The organism is Blastocatellia bacterium, from assembly GCA_035275065.1.
Classification (GTDB): domain Bacteria; phylum Acidobacteriota; class Blastocatellia; order UBA7656; family UBA7656; genus DATENM01.
Genome location: DATENM010000019.1, coordinates 1 through 22,427 on the forward strand (window position 1 = coordinate 1; position 22,427 = coordinate 22,427).

The 22,427-nt window shown below is 62.7% G+C and carries 19 protein-coding genes; 5 read left to right on the forward strand and 14 right to left on the reverse strand.

Annotated elements, in window-relative coordinates; all coding sequences use genetic code 11:
- The 4 genes from VJ464_03785 to VJ464_03800 all read left to right on the forward strand — a co-directional run.
- A partial coding sequence (locus VJ464_03785; GenBank protein ID HKQ04227.1) for a C25 family cysteine peptidase occupies positions 1-796 on the forward strand: 796 nt, incomplete at its 5' end.
- A 49-nt stretch (positions 797-845) separates the two neighbouring features.
- A complete protein-coding gene (locus VJ464_03790; GenBank protein HKQ04228.1) occupies positions 846-1,736 on the forward strand; it encodes a hypothetical protein in 891 nt (296 codons plus the stop codon).
- Between the two features lie 69 nt (positions 1,737-1,805).
- Positions 1,806-2,291 carry a PqqD family protein gene (locus VJ464_03795; protein HKQ04229.1) on the forward strand — a complete coding sequence of 162 codons (486 nt, stop codon included), beginning with the start codon at positions 1,806-1,808 and terminating at the stop codon, positions 2,289-2,291.
- A gap of 61 nt (positions 2,292-2,352) precedes the next feature.
- A complete protein-coding gene (locus tag VJ464_03800) occupies positions 2,353-3,423 on the forward strand; it encodes a nucleotidyltransferase family protein (GenBank protein ID HKQ04230.1) in 1,071 nt (356 codons plus the stop codon).
- A 64-nt stretch (positions 3,424-3,487) separates the two neighbouring features.
- Here VJ464_03800 and ftsZ read toward each other — a convergent pair whose 3' ends face one another.
- From ftsZ to VJ464_03870, 14 genes are all read right to left on the reverse strand, one after another.
- Positions 3,488-4,621, reverse strand: coding sequence for a cell division protein FtsZ (gene ftsZ, locus VJ464_03805; GenBank protein HKQ04231.1), 1,134 nt, complete (start codon positions 4,619-4,621; stop codon positions 3,488-3,490).
- Between the two features lie 367 nt (positions 4,622-4,988).
- Positions 4,989-6,224: a cell division protein FtsA gene (gene ftsA / locus VJ464_03810; GenBank protein HKQ04232.1), complete on the reverse strand. Its 1,236-nt coding sequence runs from the start codon at positions 6,222-6,224 to the stop codon at positions 4,989-4,991.
- A gap of 127 nt (positions 6,225-6,351) precedes the next feature.
- A complete protein-coding gene (locus VJ464_03815; protein ID HKQ04233.1) occupies positions 6,352-7,371 on the reverse strand; it encodes an FtsQ-type POTRA domain-containing protein in 1,020 nt (339 codons plus the stop codon).
- Between the two features lie 113 nt (positions 7,372-7,484).
- Positions 7,485-8,864 (reverse strand): UDP-N-acetylmuramate--L-alanine ligase, encoded by a 1,380-nt coding sequence (gene murC / locus VJ464_03820; GenBank protein HKQ04234.1) that lies wholly within the window; start codon positions 8,862-8,864, stop codon positions 7,485-7,487.
- A gap of 87 nt (positions 8,865-8,951) precedes the next feature.
- The gene (gene murG / locus VJ464_03825) at positions 8,952-10,064 is read right to left on the reverse strand and encodes an undecaprenyldiphospho-muramoylpentapeptide beta-N-acetylglucosaminyltransferase (GenBank protein ID HKQ04235.1); all 1,113 of its coding nucleotides are present in this window, start codon (positions 10,062-10,064) and stop codon (positions 8,952-8,954) included.
- Between the two features lie 117 nt (positions 10,065-10,181).
- Positions 10,182-11,360 (reverse strand): putative lipid II flippase FtsW, encoded by a 1,179-nt coding sequence (gene ftsW, locus VJ464_03830; protein ID HKQ04236.1) that lies wholly within the window; start codon positions 11,358-11,360, stop codon positions 10,182-10,184.
- 93 nt (positions 11,361-11,453) lie between these two features.
- Positions 11,454-12,866, reverse strand: coding sequence for a UDP-N-acetylmuramoyl-L-alanine--D-glutamate ligase (gene murD, locus VJ464_03835; GenBank protein HKQ04237.1), 1,413 nt, complete (start codon positions 12,864-12,866; stop codon positions 11,454-11,456).
- 74 nt (positions 12,867-12,940) lie between these two features.
- Positions 12,941-14,047, reverse strand: coding sequence for a phospho-N-acetylmuramoyl-pentapeptide-transferase (mraY, locus tag VJ464_03840; protein ID HKQ04238.1), 1,107 nt, complete (start codon positions 14,045-14,047; stop codon positions 12,941-12,943).
- A gap of 30 nt (positions 14,048-14,077) precedes the next feature.
- On the reverse strand, positions 14,078-15,556 hold the full coding sequence (gene murF, locus VJ464_03845) for a UDP-N-acetylmuramoyl-tripeptide--D-alanyl-D-alanine ligase (protein HKQ04239.1): 1,479 nt from the start codon (positions 15,554-15,556) through the stop codon (positions 14,078-14,080).
- A 12-nt stretch (positions 15,557-15,568) separates the two neighbouring features.
- On the reverse strand, positions 15,569-17,071 hold the full coding sequence (locus VJ464_03850; protein ID HKQ04240.1) for a UDP-N-acetylmuramoyl-L-alanyl-D-glutamate--2,6-diaminopimelate ligase: 1,503 nt from the start codon (positions 17,069-17,071) through the stop codon (positions 15,569-15,571).
- A gap of 61 nt (positions 17,072-17,132) precedes the next feature.
- Complete coding sequence (locus VJ464_03855; protein ID HKQ04241.1) at positions 17,133-19,193, reverse strand: penicillin-binding protein; 2,061 nt, start codon at positions 19,191-19,193, stop codon at positions 17,133-17,135.
- A gap of 95 nt (positions 19,194-19,288) precedes the next feature.
- Positions 19,289-19,651 (reverse strand): hypothetical protein, encoded by a 363-nt coding sequence (locus VJ464_03860; protein HKQ04242.1) that lies wholly within the window; start codon positions 19,649-19,651, stop codon positions 19,289-19,291.
- Between the two features lie 140 nt (positions 19,652-19,791).
- Positions 19,792-20,835: a 16S rRNA (cytosine(1402)-N(4))-methyltransferase RsmH gene (gene rsmH, locus VJ464_03865; protein ID HKQ04243.1), complete on the reverse strand. Its 1,044-nt coding sequence runs from the start codon at positions 20,833-20,835 to the stop codon at positions 19,792-19,794.
- Between the two features lie 45 nt (positions 20,836-20,880).
- Positions 20,881-21,321 carry a division/cell wall cluster transcriptional repressor MraZ gene (locus VJ464_03870; protein HKQ04244.1) on the reverse strand — a complete coding sequence of 147 codons (441 nt, stop codon included), beginning with the start codon at positions 21,319-21,321 and terminating at the stop codon, positions 20,881-20,883.
- A 259-nt stretch (positions 21,322-21,580) separates the two neighbouring features.
- Here VJ464_03870 and VJ464_03875 point away from each other — a divergent pair, with 259 nt between their 5' ends.
- Complete coding sequence (locus tag VJ464_03875) at positions 21,581-22,363, forward strand: ZIP family metal transporter (GenBank protein ID HKQ04245.1); 783 nt, start codon at positions 21,581-21,583, stop codon at positions 22,361-22,363.
- Positions 22,364-22,427 lie beyond the last annotated feature (64 nt).

The following is a 22,427-nucleotide window of genomic DNA, read 5'->3' on the forward strand; positions in this document are numbered from 1 at the left end:
CGCCAGCTATGACCCGAAGAATTACCTGGGGCTGGGGGAGGCGGACGTGGTGCCGACGAAGCTTATAGATACGAGCCTGATGGAGACGGCGAGCGACGACTGGTATGCGGAGATGGGTAGCGAGGGGCTGGCGGCGATGGCTGTGGGGCGGCTGCCGGTGCGCTCGTCAACGGAAGCCGCTGCCCTGGTCGCCAAGATCGTCAGCTACGAGCAGGCAGCGCGGCCCGAAGGCGTACTGCTGGTTTCTGACGACGATAGCGAAGGCGTCAGCTTTGAAGTCGCGAGCAACGAGCTGCGCGGCGTGATTCAGCCCGGCCAGCAGGTCGAACAGATCAATCGCGGCAGCATGGACGCGATGGCCGCGAAAGGCCGTCTGCTCGACGCGCTCAACCGCGGCCCGCGCATCGTCAACTATTACGGTCATGGCAACGCCGGCTTCTGGCGCGGCAACCTGTTGACCTCTGCCGACGCGGCACAGCTCACAAACGGCGGCAATCTGTCCTTGTTTGTGATGATGACTTGCTTGAATGGCTACTTCCAGGACCCGACCGACGAGAGTCTCGGCGAGTCGTTGCTGCGGGCGAAAGGCGGAGCCATCGCCGTGTGGGCTTCGACAGGCATGAGCGAGCCCGGCAGCGAATCTGTGATGGGCATGGAGATGTTCCGCCGTCTGTCCGATCAGGGGAATGGCCTGACGGTCGGCGACGCGGCGCTCCGGGCCAAGGGCGCAGTGCGCAGCCTTGACGCGCGGCGTACCTTCATTCTGCTCGGCGACCCGGCGACCCGTCTGCGGTGAGGCGCGCCGTGTCAGGAGGGCATGCGTGGTGCAGGCGGGCTTGCCGCGATTGAAGAGCCATTCTCGCGGCATGCCGAAGCTCGACCGGCTGTCATGGGTCGAAGGCATCGCGGTGATCGCTTACGGTGTGCGCATAGGCATTCGCGCCAACCGTCCGGGCGTCATCGCCGACTACCTGCCGGTGCTGCCACCTGGGTGGAAGCCCGCTCGCTCGCTCGATGTCGAACGGCTCTATTCAATCGTTGCCGGCGGTATAGATCAGCGGCGCGGCTCGCGGCCTTCGCATCTGGTCTACGCCAATGGCGAGCGCCTGCTGCGTACGCCGGAGGTCGAGCGAGCCGCAGAGGCGTTCGAGCATGACGTGCAGCTCTACGTCGCCGAGATGGCACCGCGCCGCGTCTTCGTGCATGCCGGCGTCGTCGGCTGGCGTGGCCAGGCGGTTGTCATTCCGGGCCGCAGCTTCAGCGGCAAGACGACGCTGACGGCAGCATTGGTGCGGGCCGGCTGCACTTACTATTCGGACGAATACGCGGTGCTCGATCAAGCGGGCCGCGTCCATCCTTACACGCGGTTGCTCGGTATTCGCGAGCGCGGCCAATCCGCCCGCGCCACGCGCTATGCGGTCGAAGCGCTGGGCGGTAAGCGCGGCGTCAGGCCGTTGCCCGTCGCCTTAATCATCGCCAGTCAATATAAGTCGGGAGCGCGCTGGCGCCCGCGCTGCCTGTCAGCGGGCGAAGGCGCGTTGGCGCTGCTAGAAAACACCGTGTCGGCGCGCCGCGAGCCGCAAGCCGCGCTCGCCACTCTGCGCCGCGTCGTCGCGACCTCCGCGGTCTGGAAAGGCCAGCGCGGCGAAGCTCAGGCGGTCGTTGATTTCATCTTCAATCTGCTGGAGAAGAATGCCGGCAATCCGGTTGACAATCACCAGCCGACAAATGTATAACCGCTCAGAGTTCACGTCGGTTGTCGCCTGTGAGTGCCGCTTTCTAACTTTCTGGGACGAGGGCAAACCATGAACCGCCAAGCGATTCTGCCGGCAGCACGAGAAGAAGGTTTGATCATTCAAGAGATGGCAGACGAGGTGCTGGTCTATGATCGTGAGCGGTACAAGGCCCACTGTTTGAACAAGACTGCCGCGCTGGTCTGGCGGCACTGCGACGGCAAGCGGTCAGCCGCCGACATCGCCCGGCTTTTAGAAGATGAGATACACCTGCCCGTAGAGGAAGCGGTCGTCTGGCTGGGCGTCGAGCAATTGCAAAGGGCGCACCTGCTCGCCGAAGGCGCGAGCCGCTTGAGACCGCGGGGCATCAGCCGGCGCCAGGCGCTTCAGAAGATCGGCTGGGCGGCAGCGATTGGCCTGCCGCTGGTGACTTCGATCATCGCGCCGCGGGCCGTCGAAGCCAGCACCTGCTCGATCACTTGCTCCACCGACAGCCAGTGCATCGCCACGCCGGGGTGTCCGCCCTCCTGCTTCATGGGGTCGTGTAATGCCGGTTGAGCCGATATTCGTTGACCTTCCCTGAATCGCGGCGCCGGCTGCGGCACACCGGCGTGAGATAATGAGCAACAACGACAAAGGCGCCCTGGTTGCGAAGGCCTTGGCCGGGGCATGGCGTCGCGAGCCTCCGGCGTTCGACCTCACCCTCGAAGAACTGACGATCATCGCGCCGCTGCTGCTCGGCTCAGGGGCAGGGGCGCTGGGCTGGTGGCGCGTCCGCGATACTCATCTTAAAACGGCGGCGGTTGCCGGCGAGCTACAACGGGCTTACCAGTTTCATGCGATTCGCGCCGCCTTGCATGAGCAGGAGCTTCGCGAAGTCGTCGCTCTGCTGCGCGCTGCGGATGTCGAGCCGATACTGGTCAAAGGCTGGGCGATTGGCCGGCTCTATCCCGAAACCGGCTTGCGGCCCTATGGCGACCTCGATCTCTGTTTTCGACCTGAGCAATTCTCGAAAGCCGTGACCATCCTCGAAACTCCCGACTGTCACAAATACCATGTGGATATGCACGACGGGTTCGCGAAGCTGGACGGCGTCAGCGCCGGTCACTTGTATGCCGGTTCGCAGTTGGTGAGGCTCGGTGATACAGACGTGCGCGTCTTGAGCCCGGAAGATCACCTGCGCCTTTTATGCACGCACCTGCTCCAGCACGGCGCCTATCGCCCTCTATGGTTGTGCGACGTGGCCGTGGCGCTGGAGTCGCGCGCGGCGAGCTTTGACTGGGATCGCTGCCTGACCGCCGACCGTCGCAAAGCCGACTGGGTGGCATGTACGATTGGTCTGGCGCACCGGCTACTCGGAGTCGAAATCGCTGATATGCCGCGGGCCGCGAGAGCCAGGAAACTGCCCGGCTGGCTCCTCTCCCATGTGCTGAAACAATGGCAAGCGCCTTACGCGACCCGGCAGTCGCATTTGCAAATGCGATACGACCGACCGATGGCTCATCATCTGCTTCACCCCGCCGGGGCGCTCGCCGCGCTGCGCCGGCGCTGGCCTGACCCGCTGGAAGCGACTTTCAAATTAAGAGGCGCGGCGAACGATCTGCCGCGGCTCCCCTTTCAAATCGGCTATGGCCTCTTGCGCGCGGCCCGATTCCTGGCCGAGTTGCCGAAATCGCGGCGCTCCTCGTAAACAAAAAGCCGCTGCCTGTTAAGACAGCGGCCAAGTAGCTCAGAGGATTACTTTGGTGCAGGAGTTAATCGGCTTTCTTGCGGATGAAAGCGGGAACGTCTAAATCGTCGCGGCGCAAGGGCCCGGTTGTGCCGCCGGGCGTGGCAGTGGTTGCCGGCGCAGCGGGCGCGGGCGCCGTGTAGGTGCGCGGCGCGGGCTCTGCCGCTGTCGCCGCGCGGTCAAACCCTGTGGCGATCACGGTAATCTTCATCTCGTCGGCCAGGCGCTCGTCCAGCACTGCGCCGAAGATGATGTTGGCGTCCGGGTCAGCCGAGTCGTGGATGATCGACATGGCTTCGTTGACCTCGAACAGCGTCAGGTCGGTGCCGCCTGTAACGTTGACCAGCAACCCCTTGGCGCCTTCGATGGAGGCTTCTTCGAGCAACGGGCTGGAGATGGCGCGTTGCGTTGCTTCCAGGGCGCGGTTTTCGCCCGCCGCGGAACCTGTGCCCATCAGCGCCATGCCCATGCCGGCCATGATCGTCTTGACGTCGGCAAAGTCAACGTTGATCAGGCCCGGCACGGTGATGATGTCAGAGATGCCCTGCACGGCCTGGCGCAGCACGTCGTCGGCGAGCTTGAAGGATTCGAGAAACGGGGTGCCGCGCGCCACCGCGTTCAGCAAGCGCTCGTTCGGGATAGTGATGACTGTGTCAACGCACTCGCGCAGCTCGTTGAGGCCCTGTTCGGCCTGGCGCTGGCGACGCCGGCCCTCGAAACGGAAGGGCTTGGTGACGACCGCGACCGTCAGTGCGCCCAGCTCGGTGGCGAGGCTCGCGAGTATCGGCGCCGCGCCCGTGCCGGTGCCGCCGCCGAGACCCGTGGTGATGAAGACCATGTCGGAGCCTTCGAGCGCTTCGATGATCTTCTCGGTGTCTTCGAGCGCCGACTGGCGTCCGATCTCCGGGTCGCCGCCGGCACCAAGGCCCCGCGTCAGCTTTTCGCCGATCTGAATCTTGATGGAAGCGCGAGAGCTTTTGAGCGCTTGCAGGTCGGTGTTAGCGACCAGAAATTGCACGCCTTCGATGCCGGCCTCGATCATGCGGTTGATGGCGTTGCCGCCACCGCCGCCGACGCCGATCACCTTGATCTTGGCGCCAGTGACGGGCTGGTCCGAATCGTCGAATATGATGAGTCCTTTGCGTTCATCCACTGCCATTCGTTTGTGCCTCCTGCAAACCGAGCATTAGCAACCGAGCGAGCAAGGGCGGTGATGCGGCTATCCCAGGCCGTCTAGCTCGCGTGAACTTCTCCGAGTGTGCGACTTCTATTTTCAAACACTGCCAGGCAGGCGGCCTACCTTGCCGCCGGACGGCGCGCCGTAGACGCACACGTCCAACTCCTACGGGGGCGTTCGTGGCGCTCCCGTCCGGTGAGGGGTTCTCCTAACAGTGCCGTTGAGGCTGGCAGCCGGTTGCTACAATATGTGGTAGACCGAGCTTCTGAAGACACACCGCATAGTAGCACAGCCGCTTTACCCCGACAACCTTTTTTTCCCACTGCCTGCGTCATCATGAAAATTTTTTTTAACGAAACCAGCGCTTCCAAAAGCCCTCTTGCTTGGGCGCGCCATCTTTCAGCGAATGAATCTTTTTCATATTCATTTGCTTGTGGAAACCATAGAGCAAAGCGCCGACGACGGTCGCAAACGCCGGGCTGTCAATCTCGCCCGTCAACCCGCCGACGAAGTCCGGCATGCCATGACGCGCCGGCAAGTCGAGTACCTGCTCGGCCATCTCGACGACGCCATCCATCAGCGCGCCGCCGCCGATCATCACGACGCTTGAGAGTATTTGCCGCTCGAAGCCGGCGCGCTGAATCTCTTCCGCCGCGTGCGAGAAAATCTCTTCGGCGCGCGGCTGCAAAATCTCGCAGAGGATCTGCCGGCTGAGCATGCGCGCAGGGCGCCCGCCCACCGACGGCACTTCGACCATGCGGCTGCGCTCGCTTTCGGCCATCAGCCCGGCCAGCGCGCAGCCTTCGTGCTGCTTGATGCGCTCGGCTTCGGGCACCGGCGTGCGCAGGCCCACGGCGATGTCGTTGGTGAAGTGGTTGCCGCCCATCGGAAAGACCGCCGTGTGGCGCACCGCGTCGCGGAAAAAGATCGTCAGGTTCGTGATGTCTGCGCCCATGTCGAGCACCGCGGCGCCATACTCTTTCTCGTCCGGCGTCAGCGTCGCTTCGCCGCCGGCAACGTGGTTGACCACCGTGTCGGTCACGTGGATGCCGGCGCGGTTCACCGAGGTGACGACGTTCTGCCGCGCCGTAATGGGCGAAGTGACCACATGAACGGCGGCCTCAAGCCGCATGCCGAGAAAGCCGATGGGGTTGCCGATGCCATCCTGGCCGTCTACGGTGAACTCCTGCGGCAGCACGTCAACGATCTCGCGGTCGGTCGGCACGCTGATGGCGCGCGCCTGGTCGATGACGCGGTACACGTCTTCTTCGGTGATGTCGCGATTGCGGCGGCTGATGGCGATGACGCCGCGCGAGTTTATGCCGCGCACCTGGGCTCCGCCCATACTGACGTACGCCGCGTCCACCGGCACGCCGGCCATCATCTCGGCTTCTTCGACCGCCTGTTTGATGGCGTCAACGGTCGCTTCGATGTTGACGACGACGCCTTTGCGAACGCCGCGCGACGGCGCGCGCCCGACGCCGATGATTTCGAGCTTATCGTTATCCGCAATCTCGCCGACGACGGCGCGCACCTCCGTGGTGCCAATGTCGAGCGCGGCAATGTGTCTGCTTCCCTTAGCCATTTTTGTTCATCCTCCGGCCATCTTTGAGTGACAAGTGATGAGTGGCAAGTGCCAAGACGCTGTGACTGCGTAACCGGCCATGGCCTGACTGTCGCAGCCTTTCTTGTCACTCGTCACTTGTCACCGTTCACCTCTTCTTGCCCTGTGTCGGTTTAGTTTCCTGCTGCACCGGGGCCTGGGTTACGCCGGGGGAGGCGAAGTTTACAACGATGCGATCCGAGCGCGCCGTGTCAATGAAGCTGAAGTTGTTGGCGTTCTGGATCAATTGTTCAATTCTCTGCTCAGGCGTCCGCATACGGCGCAAGGCTTCGGCGTCGCCGCTCTTGGCCGCCTGGATGATCGTCAGCGCGATTTCGAAGCGCTTGCGAAAGTCTGTGCTGCCGACGTGAATCAGAACGTGCGGGCGGGCGAGGCTCAGATTCACGTCCTTGACATCGCGCAGATCAATCTCGTCAATCAAGTTCCACAGCGACGACGCGCCGTCGCCCAGCTCGCCCTCTAACTTCTTATAGACCGCGATGCGTTCGCGGTCGGCATTGACCGCTGCCTGCGAGCGGTTGCCATCTTCAAAGCCCTTGGCGATGGGCGGCACCTCGCGCATCTCGCCGGTCTGAGCGCCGGCGTTGACGGCGGCGAACTCGCCCATCTCCACCGCGTCTTCATCAAGCCAGACGAGCTTTTCTTCCTGCGAGGCGGATTGCCGGCGCACCAGCACCGCCGGGTGACGCTCGACCACCTGCACGAAAAGACCGTCGGGCAGCAATCGCGCCACCGTGGCCGTGCGCACCTGCGGCAGCTTTTCGACCTTCTCCTTCAACGCGGCAAGGCTGACGTCAAGCAGTTTCGTCTGGCCGACGGCGCGCTTCACTGTCTGCTCGATCTCGGCCTGCAACGCCGGGCTGGCCTGGCTGACATTGATGTAATGCAACTCGAAGAACCGCGAGCCGGCCAGTGCGTTATACCCGACGATCAACAGCGCGATGGTGATCAAAACCACAGCCGGCTTGACCAGCACCGCTGCCGATTTCAACCGCTCGCCGAGTCGCGCGCGGCTGCCGCGCGAGCGCGACTGCTGCAACCGACGCGGCGCGCGCGGCGCGACAACTTGTGCGCGCCCTCTGGGCTCACCCCTTTGAGCTATTGCCAAAGCGCCACCTCCCACTGGTGTCGCGGCGACACCGGGACGCGGTGACACGGCGAATTCTTTTGCGGAAGCGTTGACGATTTCTCGCCCGCTGTCCGCGTCGCCGCGCCGCCGCGTCAAAGAATCTTCAGCAACTCTTCTCCTGCCTGGTAGACGTTGCCGGCTCCGAGCGTTAGAACGAGATCGTAGGGCTGGACGATCTCTTTCAGTCGCTTGGCCGCGTTCGATAGCGGCCCGATGTATTCGACGTGCCGATGGCCGAAGCGCTCGGTCTGCTCGGCCATCGCACGGCTGCTGACGCCTTCAATCGGGTCTTCGCTGGCGGCGTAGATGTCAGCCACCAGCAAGACGTCTGCGCCATAAAACGAGCGCGCGAAATCATCGAACAGGTCGCGCGTCCGCGTATAGCGGTGCGGCTGAAACAAGGTGACGACGCGGCGGCCAGAGGTGCGCGCCGCTGACAGCGTCGCCTTGATCTCGGTCGGGTGGTGACCATAATCATCCACCACCAGTATGTCGTGCTTCTCGCCTTTGATCTGAAAGCGCCGCTCGGCGCCGCGAAAGCTGGCGAGCGCCTCGACGATGCGATCAAACTCGATATTGAGATCGAGCCCGACAGCGATGGTCGCCATCGCGTTGTAGACGTTGTGCAGGCCCGGCACCCAGAGCTTGACCAGCCCCGCTTCTTTGCCGAAAGCCCGCACCGTGAATTCCGAGCCGAAGGCAGTGTTCAGTTGAATATTCCACGCCGACACGTCGGCCTGCGCCGCCAGCCCGTAACTGACTTTGCGCCGCGTGACTTCAGGAATAATCGCCTGAACGTTCTGGTCGTCCAGGCACAGCACAATCGTTCCGTAAAACGGCACGCGATTGGCGAAATCCACGAAGCATTCTTTGATCTCTTCGATGCCGCCTGTGAAGTGGTCCAGGTGATCCGCGTCAATGTTGGTCAGCACGGCAATCGTCGGCGTCAGTTGCAGCAGCGAGCCGTCGGACTCGTCCGCCTCGACGACGATGTAGTCGCCGTGACCGACCTGGGCGTTCGACGCCAGCGTCGTCACGCGGCCGCCGACGACAATCGTCGGGTCGAAATCGGCCAGCGTCATCATGTGCGAAATCATCGACGTCGTCGTCGTCTTGCCATGCGTGCCGGCGACCGCGATGCCGTAGCGGTAGAGGCGCATCAGCTCGGCCAACATCTCGGCGCGCGGGATCACGGGAACCAATCGCTGGTGCGCCGCGGTCACTTCGGGGTTATCGTTGCGCACCGCCGACGAGCAGACGACGACGTCGGCCCCGGCAATGTGCTCGCCGGCATGGCCTTCCCAAATGGTCGCGCCCATCTCTTCGAGGCTGTCGGTGATGGACGAACGCTTGGCATCGCTGCCGGTGACTCGGAAATTCATGCCGAGCGACAGCAGCACTTTGGCAATGCCGCTCATGCCAATGCCGCCGATGCCGACGAAATGAATGTGTCTGACTCTACGAAAAAGCATATCTTGAGTATTCAGAAGTCAGGAGTCAGGAGTCAGAATGGAGGAGGGAGGTCAGCGGCAGCCAGTGCGCTGATTGCGTCCCCGTTTTTATTCTGCCTCCGGCTTCCTGCCTCCTGCTTCCTTCTTCCTACCACTGGCCGCCTGCATAGCTAAATCGACAGCGCGCGCGGCGGAATCGGGCCGCCCAAGCTGGCGGCTGGCCGCTTCCATCTGGTCAAGCGCGCCGGGGTTATCAAGCAACTGCTGTAACACATCGGCGAGCCGCGCCGGCGTCAAATCCTTCTGCAAAATCATGCGAGCGGCGCCGACGCGCTCGAACGCTTCGGCGTTCTTGCGCTGATGATCGTCGGTGGCGAAAGGGAAGGGGACGAAGATCGCCGCCTTGCCCGCCGCCGCGACTTCGGCCACGGTCGTTGCGCCGCTCCGGCAAATCAACACGTCCGCCCACGCAAAGCGCGCCGCCATGTCGTGAATGAACGGCTTCACTTCTGCCTCCGTCAATCCCGCTTCGTTGTAAGCGCGCTCGACCATTTCGTAATCCTTCTCACCTGTCTGATGGACGATAGCCATGCGCTCTTTTTGCGCCGTCAGCAAACCCGCCGCTTCGGTCATCGCCACGTTGATGGCATGCGCGCCCTGGCTGCCGCCGAAGACCAGCACATTCAAGCACGCGCCGCGCGCTTTCTTCTGAATGCCGGCAAAATCGCCGCGCACAGGGTTGCCGGTCACGACGCCGCGCTTGCCGAAATACTTGAGCGCGTCTTCAAAGGTCAGAGCGGCTGCGCCGACAAAGCGCGCCAGCACGCGGTTCGTAAAACCCGGCATCGCGTTCGGCTCGACGATCATCGTCGGGATGCGCTTGAGCGCCGCCATCAGCAGCGTCGGCCCCGACGAATAGCCACCGACGCCGATGACCACGTCCGGCTTGAAGCGCCGCAGTATGCCGAGCGCCGCGACAAAGCTCAAGGGCAGGCCGGCGAGCGATTTGGTTTTTGCAAAGAGCGAGACGCCTTTGAGCGCGCCGACCTGAATCATCTCAAGCTGAAAGCCTTCGCGCGGCACGATCTTCGATTCCAGGCCGCGTGGCGTGCCGACGAAAAGAATATCGGTTGCCGCGTCGCGCCGCTTAAACTCTCGGGCAATCGCCACGCCCGGATAGATGTGCCCGCCGGTGCCGCCGGCTGCGATGATTACTCTCATAGGAGTCAGAAGTCAGGAGTCAGAAGTCAGAATAAAGTCCGTTTATAAGTGTCTGTTCAAGAGTAGAGGCTTTGCCTTCCATTCTGACTCCTGACTTCTGACTCCTGACTCCTTTCTTCATGCTTTCTCGTGCTTCGACACGTTCAGCAGCACGCCGGCTGCGAACAGCGAGATGGCCAGCGACGAGCCGCCCGAGCTGATGAACGGCAGCGGTATGCCTTTGGTCGGCACGAGCGACAGCGTCACACTGATGTTAAAAAGCGCCTGGGCGATGATCATCACCGTTAGCCCGGTCGCTAGCAACTGCCCGAACAGGTCGGGCGCCGAGCGCGCCGCGCGGAAACCGCGCCACGCCAGCAGCGCGAACATGCCGACGACCGCTACCGAGCCGATCAGCCCCAGTTCTTCGCCAATCACTGCAAAGATAAAGTCGGTGTGCGGCGCCGGCAGGTAAAACAACTTCTGCTTGCCCTGCGCGAAGCCGACGCCCTGCGCGCCGCCGCTGCCGACGGCGATCAACGACTGCACCACCTGAAAGCTCGACGTCGTCTGGTTCTTCCACGGGTCGAGAAAGTCCATCAGCCGCTGCAAGCGCCAGGGCACCAGCAACAGCATCCCCGCAAGCCCCGGCAGCGCCGCCGCGCCGACCAGCGCCAGATAGCGCAGCGGCACGCCGGCATAAAACGTCACCGTCAAATAGACGATGCCGAGCGCCATCGCCGTGCCCAGGTCGGGCTCGGCAGCGACCATCACAATGATGAATCCGCCGACCACGGTTGCCGGAATGAAGACGCGCTTGAAATCGTCCAGCTCGCGCTCGCGGCTCTCGATCAAGTACGCCAAATAGGCTGTGAGAGCCAGTTTGGCGACCTCCGACGGTTGCAGTGAAAAGCCTGCATAACGAATCCAGCGGTGCGTCTCGTTCACCTTCGGCAGAAACAACACGACGACGAGCATCGCAGCGGTCACGGCCAGCAACGGGAAGACGATTCTGGGCTGCTTGTAATGGCGATAATCGATCTTCATCCCGATAGCCATCGCGACCAGCCCGACCAGCGCCCACACCCCTTGCTTGTAGAGAAAGTGAAACTGATTGCCAAAGCTCTTCTCGGCGATGATCGCCGACGCCGAGTAGACCATCACCGCGCCGAACAAGGTCAGCGCCAGCACAATGAGCAGTAAGATTCTATCTACGCCCAGCTCGCGCCCGGCGGAGCGCGACTCGGCGGCGCGCCGCGCCTGCCAGTCGGCTTCGCGCTTCCATCGCGGCGTCGCGGTTCGGTAATCAATCGCCATAACTTTCAGCGGGTGACGAGTGACAGGTGACAGGTGACAAGAGGGAGTGCGCCACCGTTGCCTGGTGGCTTATTAACAACCTCTTGTCACCTGTCACTTGTCACTTGTCATACTCCTTTGCAGATTCATCACTTCCTGCTTAAAGACGCGGCCTCGATGCTCGTAGTTGTCGAACATATCGAAGCTGGCGCAGGCGGGAGCGAGCAACACGGTGTCGCCTGCCTCTGCCGCCTGCATGGATTGCTGAACCGCATCCCGCATCGAAGCGGCGCGCGTCATGGGGCGCACGCCTTCGAGCTGTGCGGCGATCTTGTCGCTTGCGGCGCCAAGCAGCACGACTTGCTTGACGCGACGGCTAACGAGCGGCGCAAGCGTCGTGTAATCGCTGCCTTTGTCCTTGCCGCCGAGGATCACGATGACGTTGCGCTCGAACGCTTCCAGGGCCTTGACGGTCGAGTCCACGTTCGTCGCCTTCGAGTCGTTATAAAACGTGACGCCGTCAATTTCGGCGACGTACTCGATGCGATGTTCGACGCCGGGAAATTGCTTGACCGCGGCGACCAGCGCCGGCAGATCAACCAGCCGCGTCTGCGTCGCGCAAAAGACCGCGGCCAGCGCCGTCATGACGTTTTCGACGTTGTGCATGCCGCGCAATGGAATATCGGCGAGCGGCATAACCTCGACTTCGCTTTGCCGGCCGGCCACCAGCGTCGTCAGCACGCGGCCCTCGCGCACATAGATGTCCGCCGCGCCGCCGGCCATCGTTTGCGGCCCGCGCGAGCTGAAATAGACTTTGCGTGACGGCACGCCGTGCTGGCTGACCATTTCGTCAATCGCTTCATCGTGACCGTTCAACACCGCGAAGTCGTCGGCGGTTTGATTGCGAAAGATGCGGTGCTTGGCGCGGACATAGTTTTCAAACGTGCCGTGCCGGTCCAGATGATCCGGCGTGATGTTGGTCACGACGGCGACGTGAACCCGCAGGCTGTCGATCATCTCAAGCTGAAAGCTCGACAGCTCGGCAACGGCCCACGTCTGATCCTTCGATTGTTCAATCAAGCTCGTCAGCGGCGTGCCGATGTTGCCGCCGACGATGACCTCAGCGCCCGCCGCTTTCATCAATTCGCCGGTGAGCGCCGTCGTCGTCGTCTTGCCGTTCGAGCCGGTAATGCCGATCATGCGCCCGCGCAGGAAGCGGCCCGCAAGCTCTGGCTCGCTGATGATTTCAACGCCGCTGCCGCGCGCGATTTCGAGCGCCGGCAAATCGGCGGGGACGCCGGGGCTGAGCACGATCAAATCAGCCTGCGTAAACAGCGATTCGGGATGGCCGCCGAGCGCAAGCCTTACGCCCGCGGCGCGCAATTCGTCGGCTTCGCGTGCCAGGTGCGATTCGTCTTTCACGTCGTTCGCCGTGACGTTTGCGCCGAATGCCGCGAGCAAGCGCGCTGCCGCCACGCCGCTGCGCGCGATGCCCACGACCAGAATGTTTGTACCAGCAACGTTCATAGGGGTCGGGGGCCGGGGGCCGGGGGCCGGGGCGGAAAAACCGGCCCCTGACCCCTGACCCCCGACCCCTGCTTTCAGCGCAGCTTCAACGTCGTCAGGCTGAGCAAGGCGAAGAGAATCGCCACGATCAAAAAGCGAAAGACCAGCTTTGGCTCCATGCGCCGCGACTGCTCAACCGGGAACATCAGTTCAAAGTGATGATGCAACGGCGCCATCTTAAAGACGCGCCGTTTGAACACCTTGAACGAGGCAACCTGTAAGATGACCGACATCGCTTCAATGAAAAAGACGCCGCCGATCATCACCAGCAAAAACTCCTGCTTGATCAGCACGGCGACAATGCCAATCGCGCCGCCGATGCCGAGCGAGCCGACATCGCCCATGAAGACTTCGGCGGGCGGCGCATTGAACCACAAGAAACCGAGACTCGCTCCCATCAGCGCCGCGCAAAAAATCGTCAGCTCGATAATGCCGGGGTTGTGCTGCAAGCCGAGGTACTCGGCGAAGCGCGCTTCGCCGCTGACATAGGTAAACCCCGTAAGTGCCGCGCTCGTCACCACCGTCACCGAGATCGCCAGCCCGTCCAGGCCATCCGTCAAATTTACGGCGTTTGAAAAACCGACCAGCACCAGCGGCGCGAAGATCAGCAGGTAAGCCGGCCACAAAATCTCCGGCGTGATGTTCTTGAAGAACGGCAGGCTCAACCGTGTGCTGTAGGTCGTGAAGTAATGCAGCACGATCCCAATGGCGAAAGCGACCAGAAATTGAAAGAACAGTTTTTGCCTGCCGGTCAATCCGAGGTTGTGGCGGCGCTTGATCTTCAGATAATCGTCAGCAAAGCCAATCGCGCCGTAGCAGAGCGTTGCGCAGACGGCGAGCCATACATAAATCACTGACAGGTTCGCCCACAACAGCGTCGAGATGGCGACCGAGAGAATGATCAACACCCCGCCCATCGTCGGCGTGCCACGCTTCGACTGGTGCGAGCGCGGGCCTTCTTCGCGAATCTGCTGGCCGATCTGAAATTCTTTCAGCATAGCGATCATCCGCGAGCCGAACATCAGGCTGATGACGAGCGCCGTAATCGCCGCCCACGCCGTGCGAAAAGTCACGTAGTCGAACACGCGGAGGAACGACAGGCTGTCGTGTTTGTCCCTGAGAAAATTCAAGTAGTAGAACATCAGCCCTCTCGGTCAGTTGCCAGTTGCCAGTTACCCGTTATCGGTTGCCTGATGCGTAGTTACTTCTGTTGCGGAGGGCGACTGGCAACTGGCAACTGACCACCGCTTCATTCGCTCGACGACAATCTCGGTCTTTACGCCGCGCGAGCCTTTGACGAGAACCAGATCGCCGCCGCGCGCCTGGCGCTGCAAGACTTCAGCCGCTTCTTCGGGCGTCGCACAAAAGATCGTTGCCTCAGCCGCCATGCCGGCTTCGCGTGCGCCTTCGATGATCTCTGCCGCCAGCCCGCGCACGCCGATCAATAGATCGATGCCGAGCCCGGCGATCTGCCGGCCCGCTTCACGGTGCAGCGCCGCGCCGCTCTCACCCAGTTCGAGCATCTCACCGGCGACCACGATGCGGCGCTCAACCTCGCGATTGGCGCTGACGGTCTTGACCATCTCGATCAGGGCGCGCGGATTCGAGTTGTACGAATCGTCTACGAGCGTGACGCCATTAGTTAATCGCGCGACTTCGCCGCGCATCCGTGGCGAGGCCGATTGACCGAGCGCTTCAGCGATGCCCGCAAGCGGCGCGTTATAGTAATCGGCGACCGCTGCGGCGGCGAGCGCGTTATAAACATTGTGGCGGCCCGCGACCGCGAGCCTGACAGCGGTTTCGCCGCGCGGCGTCAGCAGACGAAAGCGTGTGCCGCTCAAGCCATCCGATTCAATGTCGCGTGCCGTGATGTCCGCACGGCTTTCGATGCCGAACATTCGATGAGCAATGTCGCTGCGCCCTTCGCGCATGCGCGCAACGCGCGGGTCGTCGGCGTTCAGCACGGCGAGGCCGCCCGTCTTGATACCCGCGACCAGTTCAGCTTTCGCCTCGGCGATGCCGTCCACCGAATCAAAGAACTCAAGGTGAACCGGCGCGACCACCGTGACGATGCCGCAATCAGGCGGGGCAATCTCGGCGAGCCGTGCGATCTCGCCTTTGTGATTCATGCCCATCTCAAAGACCGCGTAATCAAAATCCGTGGCGTGCGCGCCGTCGCTCTCCATCTTCAAAATTGACAGCGGCAGGCCGTAGTCGTTGTTCAGGTTGCCGGTCGTCTTGATGACGCGGCCGGCAGCGCCGAGCGTCGCCGCCGTCATCTCTTTCGTCGTCGTCTTGCCCATGCTGCCGGTGACGGCGACCTCTTGCCCGCGCCAGTCGCCAAGCACTGAAGAAGCAAGCTGCTGCAAAGCCGCAAGCGTATCGTCTACGCCGATCAGCATCGCTTCATCGCGGCGCAGACGGTCGGCGTGCGCCGCTTGAAACTCACGCGACACGACTGCGGCAATCGCGCCCCGGCTCAAGACATCGGCGACGAATTGATGGCCGTCGTGGCGCTCGCCGCGAATGGCGAAGTAGACATCGCCGGCGCGGATCGTCCGCGAGTCAATCGAGTAGCCGAGCGGCTCGCGCTCGCCGAGTGGTTCGGGAGCCGCCGCGCCGAGCCGCTTTGCTACGTCGCTGAGTTTCATGTTGTGCGCCAGCTAGCGGCTTGCGCCGCGCCTTTCCGTCATCGCCTCGCGCGCCACTTCTTTATCGTCAAAGTGAATCGTGTTATCGCCGAGGATTTGATACGTCTCGTGCCCTTTGCCGGCAATCACCACCACGTCGCCGTCACGCGCCTCGTTGATGGCGCAAAAGATGGCTTCGCGGCGGTCGGGCAGTTTCACATATTCGCGCCCGGCTTTCTGCAAACCGACTTCAACGTCGGCAATGATCGCCAGCGGCGCTTCGCCGCGCGGATTGTCCGACGTCACGATGGCGACATCCGAAAGCATTGCGGCAATCTCGCCCATCGGCGCGCGCTTCGTGCGGTCGCGGTCGCCGCCGCATCCGAAGACCGTAATGACGCGCCCCTGGCCGGCGACTTCGCGCGCCGTCTGCAAGACGTTTTTGAGCGCATCGTCCGTATGCGCGTAATCAACGATGACCGCGAACCCCGGCCCGCGCCCATCGTCCATCGTCACTTGCTCGAAGCGTCCCGCGACCGTGCGGCAATCGCGTATGCCTTGCGCGATCACCTCTAACTCGGCTCCCAGAGCCAATCCTGCGCCAATCGCCGCCAGCGTGTTGTAGACGTGAAAGCGGCCGACGAGCGGCGAAGCAATCTCAATTTGACCCGCGGGCGTCGTCGCCGTGTAGGACAATCCGCGCGGCGACAGGTCGAAGCGGTCGGTGCGCACATCGGCATCCGGGCTGAAGCCGTAAGTGATGATTCGGCCTCTGGCGCTGCCGAGCAAACGGCGGCCATATTCGTCATCGATGTTGATGGCCGAGACGCCGAGCTGCGGATCAATCGTCCCGTTGAAGAGCTTGGCTTTCGCCGCGAAGTAGCTCTCCATCGTCTGGTGATAATCAAGATGGTCGCGCGTCAGGTTGCTGAAGACGGCGACCGCGAACTTCAAGCCGTCGGCGCGGTGCAGCTCGATGGCATGCGATGAGACTTCCATCACCGCCGAGCGACAGCCGGCAGCGACGGCCTGCGCCAGCATGCGCTGAATGTCGGCGGCTTCGGGCGTCGTGTGGTGCGCGGTTGCCGCCTGATCGCCGACGCGATGTTGAATCGTGCCGAACATCGCCGATGTGCCTTCGGCGGCGCGAATGATCGAATCCACCAGATGCGCGGTCGTCGTCTTACCGTTTGTGCCGGTGACGCCGACGAGTTTGAGCCGGCGAGACGGATGACCGTGAATCGCCGCCGCCGCGCGAGCCAGCGCCGCGCGCGCTTCGCTGACTTGAATCCAGCCGATCTCCGCCGTATCAATGTCGGTCTGGTTACGACTCAGCTCAGAGATGATGGCGACCGCGCCGCTCTCGATGACTTGCGGAATGAAGCGGTGCGCGTCGGTTTTGGCGCCGCGAATGGCGACAAACACCGACCCCGGCGCGACGCCGCGCGAATCGTGCGTGACATCGCGCGCCTCGCGGTCGAGCCGCCCGCTGGTGGCGACCGCGTCAATCTCCCTAGCTAAATCCGCAAGCTTCAAGTCGGCAATTGCCTTTCAATCTTTCTTTACACGCCCCTGGTTCTCTCGTGACTTTAAGTCGTCACCGCCGCCCGCCGGGTGAGCGGGCGATGGCCTCTTTGCGCACGAACTGCTTTGCCAGTTTCACCATGCAGACTGTGTCTTGTGCGACTAGCGCCCCGGGCGACGGGTTTTGTAGAGCGACGACGCCTTCGCCGCTCGGCTTGATCTTCAATCCGCGTGCCGCACACAAGGCGAGCGCCTCGCGGATGCTCAAGCCCATCAGGTCAGGCATGACGATGCCGCCGCGCGATGGCATGGCCGCCGGCGTCGGGTTACTGGCGACATCGAGCGCGGGCCGCGTTTCGTCTCTTTCAACCCGCGCCGCGACCCGGCTGTCGGGCATCAGCTCGGCGACGTTATAAACGTGCGTGTCGGCGGCGACCATTTGCGCGGGCGGCTCGTCCGCCGGCTGCACGCCGAGCGTGCGCAGGGCGTCGGTGACGACGCGCGCAAAGACCGGCGCTGCCACATCGCCGCCGTGATGCGCGCCGATGGGCTCGTCTATCGAAACGATGCAGGCGATCTCAGGATTCTCGACTGGCGCGAAGCCGGCGAACGAGGCGACGTATTTCGTCTGCGAATAGCGCCTGGTCTGCTCATCGATCTTCTGCGCCGTGCCGGTCTTGCCGGCGGCGCTGTAGCCGCCGACCTGCGCCGCCTTGCCTGTGCCCTGCATTACCACGCCTTCGAGCATCTGTTTGATGGTGTCGGCAGTGCGCTGGCTGACGATGCGGCGATGCTCGGCAGGCGGCTCTTCGATGACGTTGCCCGCCGCATCTGTAATACGGCCCACAATGTGCGGCTTCACATATTCGCCGCCATTGGCAATGCAGGCGTAAGCGGCGATGGCCTGCACGGCGGTGACGCCGACTTCATGGCCCATAGGGATCGAGCCGATGCTGGTCGGCCCCCACTCGCTGGCCGGACGGAAGAGGCCGCGCGCTTCCGCCGGCAGCTCGATGCCCGTGCGGCGGCCAAATCCGAACTCTTCGATGTAGCGTCCCAGCCGCTCCTTGCCTAACATCATGCCGATCTTGATGGCGGCGACGTTCGACGATTTGGCGAGCGCCTGGGCAGCGGTCAGCACGCCATAGTGGCCATCGTGGATGATGCGGTCGAGGATGCGAATCTGGCCATTGCCGCAATCGATGCGCGTGTCCGGGCGGATCAGCTTCTCTTCGAGCGCCGCCGAATAGGTCACCAGCTTGAAGATCGAGCCCGGCTCAAATGATGTCTCGATGGCGCGATTGCGCCGCTCGCCGTCGTCCGACTCGCTGACGTTGTTCGGGTCGAAGGTCGGATAGTTGGCGAGCGCCAGAATCTCGCCGGTCGCCGGCCGCATCAAGACGATGGTGCCGCCGCGCGCATGGTGCTGACGGATGGCGTCGGTGAGCGCCTGCTCGGCATAGTGCTGAATCAGCACGTCAATCGTCAGCGTCACGTTGGCGCCGGGGATCGGTTCTTCGACCGAGTGATCGTAGGACTTGTTGAGCGCATCGACGTCGAGGACCAGCCGCCCGCCCTTGCCGCGAATCTGCTTGTCGTACGCCTGCTCAAGCCCGCCCTGGCCGCGCTCTTCGATGTCAACGAAGCCGAGGACGTGGGCGGCGGTCTGGCCGGCGACGTAGTTGCGCTTCATCTCGTTGACGAAGCGCAGCCCGCCGAGGTGCAAGGCTTCGACCTGCGCCGCTTCTTTGTCGGTGAGCTTGCGTTTGACCGCGACCAGCACGAGATTCTTCGACGTCAGCCGTTTGTAAAGCGCATCACGGTCAACGTCGAGCAGGTCGGCCAGGCGGTCAGCGACCGTCTCGGCATCTTTGATCTCGGCGGGCGAGGCGTAAAGCGAGCGGGTTTCGACCGAGCGCGCCAGCTCATTGCCGTTGCGGTCATAAACGATGCCACGCATCGGGCTCAGATCAATCGCCGCCTGCTGCTGGCGCTCGGCGCGGGCGCGTAGCGTTTCATGGTCTCTGACCTGCAACTTGACGAGGCGATAGCCGATCACCACGACCCAGAGGACCACCAGGACCTGGATGACGATGAAGCGCTTAGCGGATACCTGGTTGTTCGTTCTCATCATTGGTCTATCAGGTGATGGGTGTCGGGTGTGGGGTGTTAGAGGTTGAGTGATTACCGGAACCCAACACCTAACACCCGACACCCATCACGGGTCATCTACCTTTTCGGCTTTGCCTCGACGTTGGTCGGGCGGCGGATGCCGGTCGGCTGGTTCTGCGGTTGGGCCAGCCCGACCTTCTGCGCGCGCTTTTGGATTTCGACCGGTGAAGCCAGGCGCGCATACTCCAACTCAAGCTGGCGGCGTTTCTCTTCCATCTGCGCCGCCTGCCGCCGCAGGTCTTCGTTCTCATAACCGGTTGAGATGGCTTCAAAGTGCTGGCGCGCGCTGATCACGAAACCGCACGACAGCAAGGCGCCGGCCAGCGCCAGCACCGTCAGCCAGACGAAGATGCGCCCATTGACGGGCCGCGCCACCTGGCGGTTGCGAATCTGTTTGTCGGGATAAAATCGGTTAGTCATAACATCTGCCTCAAAGGTTGATCCGGGCAAAAGGCTCTCGGGTGGTGGGCTTCACGAACGGGCGTGAAGCCGGGACGCGCCACGAAAGACAACCTGCGGACCCGGTCGAGTTTGGGGCTAGAAGGTCTGGGCTTGATGACCTACAGTTTCTCGCAGACGCGCAACAGCGCGCTGCGGGAGCGAGGATTGCGCGCGCTTTCTGCGGCGCTCGGGCGAACCGGCTTGCGTGTGAGGAGGTGAACCCGGCGGCGCGCGCCGCAATGCGGACACGCCAGGACACCGGATGCACGAGAGCCGCCGTCTTGTTCGCTGCTCGATTCAAGACCGTTCTCCGCGAGCCACTGGCTCGCCTGGGCGATCCTTTTAACCTCTGTCGGACAGTCGCATCGGCCAGACTCCCGCAAAAAGCCGCGCTTGACGATGCGGTCTTCAAGCGAATGGAACGAAATGATTGCCAGCCGCCCGCCCGCTGCGAGCGCCGTCACCGCATCGGGGATGAAGCCTTCCAGGGCGCGCAGTTCCTGATTGACGGCGATGCGCAAGGCTTGAAAGGTGCGCGTCGCCGGATGAATCCGCCAGCGGCCCTGCGGATGCAGGACGCGCACCACCAGGTCGGCTAACTGTCTGGTGGTCGCAATCTCTGCGCGCTCGCGCTCGCGCACGATGGCGCGGGCGATGCGCCGCGCGCCACGTTCTTCACCATATTCAAAGATTAAATCGGCCAGCTCGCCTTCCGTCAGCCGACCGAGCAACGCTGCCGCCGTCTCACCCTGACTTTGATCCATCCGCATGTCGAGCGGCGCGTCGGCGCCAAAGCTGAATCCGCGCTCACCACGGTCGAGTTGCAATGATGAAACGCCTAAATCGGCCAAAACGCCCTGAACGCTCATCGTCCCTTGTTGCGCCAGCACGCGGCCAATCTCTGTGAAGTTCGCGTGTACGGCTTGAAACCGTTTGTCAAAGATCGCCAGTCGCTCGGTGGCGATAGCCAGAGCGTCGCGGTCGCGGTCGAGGCCGATGACGCGAGCCGTCGGCGCAGCCTTTAAAATGGCTGCCGTGTGGCCTCCCAGTCCGAGTGTGCAATCAACGAAGAGGCCGCCGGCTGCGGGGTTGAGAAAATCAACGATTTCATCGAGCAGCACCGGCTCGTGAGACTGACTTTCCCCTCCGACCTCTCTGTCCATTGCGGCGTCATCGTCGTCCGGTTGATTGTCGAATGAGCGCCCCGGCTAGACGCCCATCTGCGCGAGCGCGGCAGCGTCGGCGGCGGTGTAGGGTTCCGCATCGAGCCGCGCCTTGAACTTATCCAGTTCCCAGACTTCGAGATATTGCAAGTAGCCGATCACCGCGACGTCGCCGGTCAGTTCGGCGCGCGTCCGCAACAGCGGGTGAATCAGCAATCGACCTTGCGTGTCCATCTCGCTTGGCTGGCCATAGAAGCTGGTGCGGTCAAGGAACTTTCTCACGGCGGCGTCCATAGTGCCGCGGGCTTGCAGCTTTTCTTCGATGGCCAGCCACTCGCGCATCGGGTAGAGGCGGGCGCATTCGCCTGTCAGACTTGTCACATAAAAATCGGCGCCGTAATGCTCATCAATATAGCGGCGGTAGGCGGCGGGCAATTTTATCCGCCCTTTCTCATCCATCCTTACTGTATAATTGCCCCTCAGCATGCAACGAGACTGCCCTCAAAACCTAAAGTTTCATCTCAACCTTGCCCGCCTTATTCTTCTTTTCAAATGTGTCTCCATTTTGGTCCACTTTGTTCCACCGTCGCCGTATGGTACGTCAGATAAAGAGGGCTGTCAATGAAATTCTTTATCAGTAGGAATTTGCGGGATGGTCGGCCCGTGGCGCGTGGCGTGATTGGTCGTGCTGCGCCGCGGGCAAGTATGCTATAGTCGCTGACTTCGAGTGACGGAGCTTTATTGAATGGATAAGACCGCACTGTTCATCGCGGCGTACGGATTGGCGGCGGCAACGGCGAACTTTCTGGGCGGCTTTCTGGTGTCGTCGCGCCGGCTTGGACAGGTGGCTCTGCGTTATCTGATTGCCTTGGGCGCGGGCTTCATGCTCGCCGCCGTTTTCATCAAGCTGATCCCGGAAAGCATAGAGCAGTGGCCTGCCAGCGAGCGCGTCTTTCCCATGCTTTGGGTGCTGGTCGGCTATATGCTGATTCAGTTTGTCGAGCATACGGTCGCGCCGCACTTTCACTTCGGCGAAGAGACGCACGAAGAGGCGATGCTGCGGCACCACGCGGCAATGGCCGGCCTGGGGGCGCTGCTGGTGCACACTTTCTTTGACGGCGTGTCAATTGCCGTCGCCTCGCTGGTGAACCCCAAGCTTGGCGTTTTGGTCTTCGTCGCTATTTTGCTGCACAAGCTGCCGGAAGGCTTCACGGTCGCCTCAATGATGTTGGCTGCGGGGCGCAGCCGGCGAGCGGCGCGGCTGGCGGCGCTGGCGGTCGGATTGGCGACCTTCGTCGGCGTGGCGCTGGTGCTCGTATTCCGCAACGCCGCCATCGCCTCGCTGCCGCTATCGGCGCACGTCCTGCCGCTGTCTGCGGGCGTGACGCTCTATGTCGCCGCCTCGGACCTGATCCCCGAAGTCAACACGCGCGCCGGCGGCCTGCGCACGTCGCTGCTGGTCTTTGCCGGCGTCGCGCTGCTCTACGTCATCGAGCTGCTGCTCGAAGCGCTGCATCTCGGTCACTGAGCCGATGGTCGGGCGACTGGCGGCGCTCCAACTAGGGCTATCTTCATTCGTTTTCCCCGGCGCG

What these genes read in the sequence shown, in the direction of transcription:
- VJ464_03795 (HKQ04229.1), top strand. Translation starts at nt 1,806, where the DNA reads ATGAACCGCCAAGCGATTCTGCCGGCAGCACGAGAAGAAGGTTTGATC.
- VJ464_03800 (HKQ04230.1), top strand. Translation starts at nt 2,353, where the DNA reads ATGAGCAACAACGACAAAGGCGCCCTGGTTGCGAAGGCCTTGGCCGGG.
- ftsZ (HKQ04231.1), bottom strand. Translation starts at nt 4,621, where the DNA reads ATGGCAGTGGATGAACGCAAAGGACTCATCATATTCGACGATTCGGAC.
- ftsA (HKQ04232.1), bottom strand. Translation starts at nt 6,224, where the DNA reads ATGGCTAAGGGAAGCAGACACATTGCCGCGCTCGACATTGGCACCACG.
- murC (HKQ04234.1), bottom strand. Translation starts at nt 8,864, where the DNA reads ATGCTTTTTCGTAGAGTCAGACACATTCATTTCGTCGGCATCGGCGGC.
- murG (HKQ04235.1), bottom strand. Translation starts at nt 10,064, where the DNA reads ATGAGAGTAATCATCGCAGCCGGCGGCACCGGCGGGCACATCTATCCG.
- ftsW (HKQ04236.1), bottom strand. Translation starts at nt 11,360, where the DNA reads ATGGCGATTGATTACCGAACCGCGACGCCGCGATGGAAGCGCGAAGCC.
- murD (HKQ04237.1), bottom strand. Translation starts at nt 12,866, where the DNA reads ATGAACGTTGCTGGTACAAACATTCTGGTCGTGGGCATCGCGCGCAGC.
- mraY (HKQ04238.1), bottom strand. Translation starts at nt 14,047, where the DNA reads ATGTTCTACTACTTGAATTTTCTCAGGGACAAACACGACAGCCTGTCG.
- murF (HKQ04239.1), bottom strand. Translation starts at nt 15,556, where the DNA reads ATGAAACTCAGCGACGTAGCAAAGCGGCTCGGCGCGGCGGCTCCCGAA.
- VJ464_03855 (HKQ04241.1), bottom strand. Translation starts at nt 19,193, where the DNA reads ATGATGAGAACGAACAACCAGGTATCCGCTAAGCGCTTCATCGTCATC.
- VJ464_03860 (HKQ04242.1), bottom strand. Translation starts at nt 19,651, where the DNA reads ATGACTAACCGATTTTATCCCGACAAACAGATTCGCAACCGCCAGGTG.
- rsmH (HKQ04243.1), bottom strand. Translation starts at nt 20,835, where the DNA reads ATGGACAGAGAGGTCGGAGGGGAAAGTCAGTCTCACGAGCCGGTGCTG.
- VJ464_03870 (HKQ04244.1), bottom strand. Translation starts at nt 21,321, where the DNA reads ATGCTGAGGGGCAATTATACAGTAAGGATGGATGAGAAAGGGCGGATA.
- VJ464_03875 (HKQ04245.1), top strand. Translation starts at nt 21,581, where the DNA reads ATGGATAAGACCGCACTGTTCATCGCGGCGTACGGATTGGCGGCGGCA.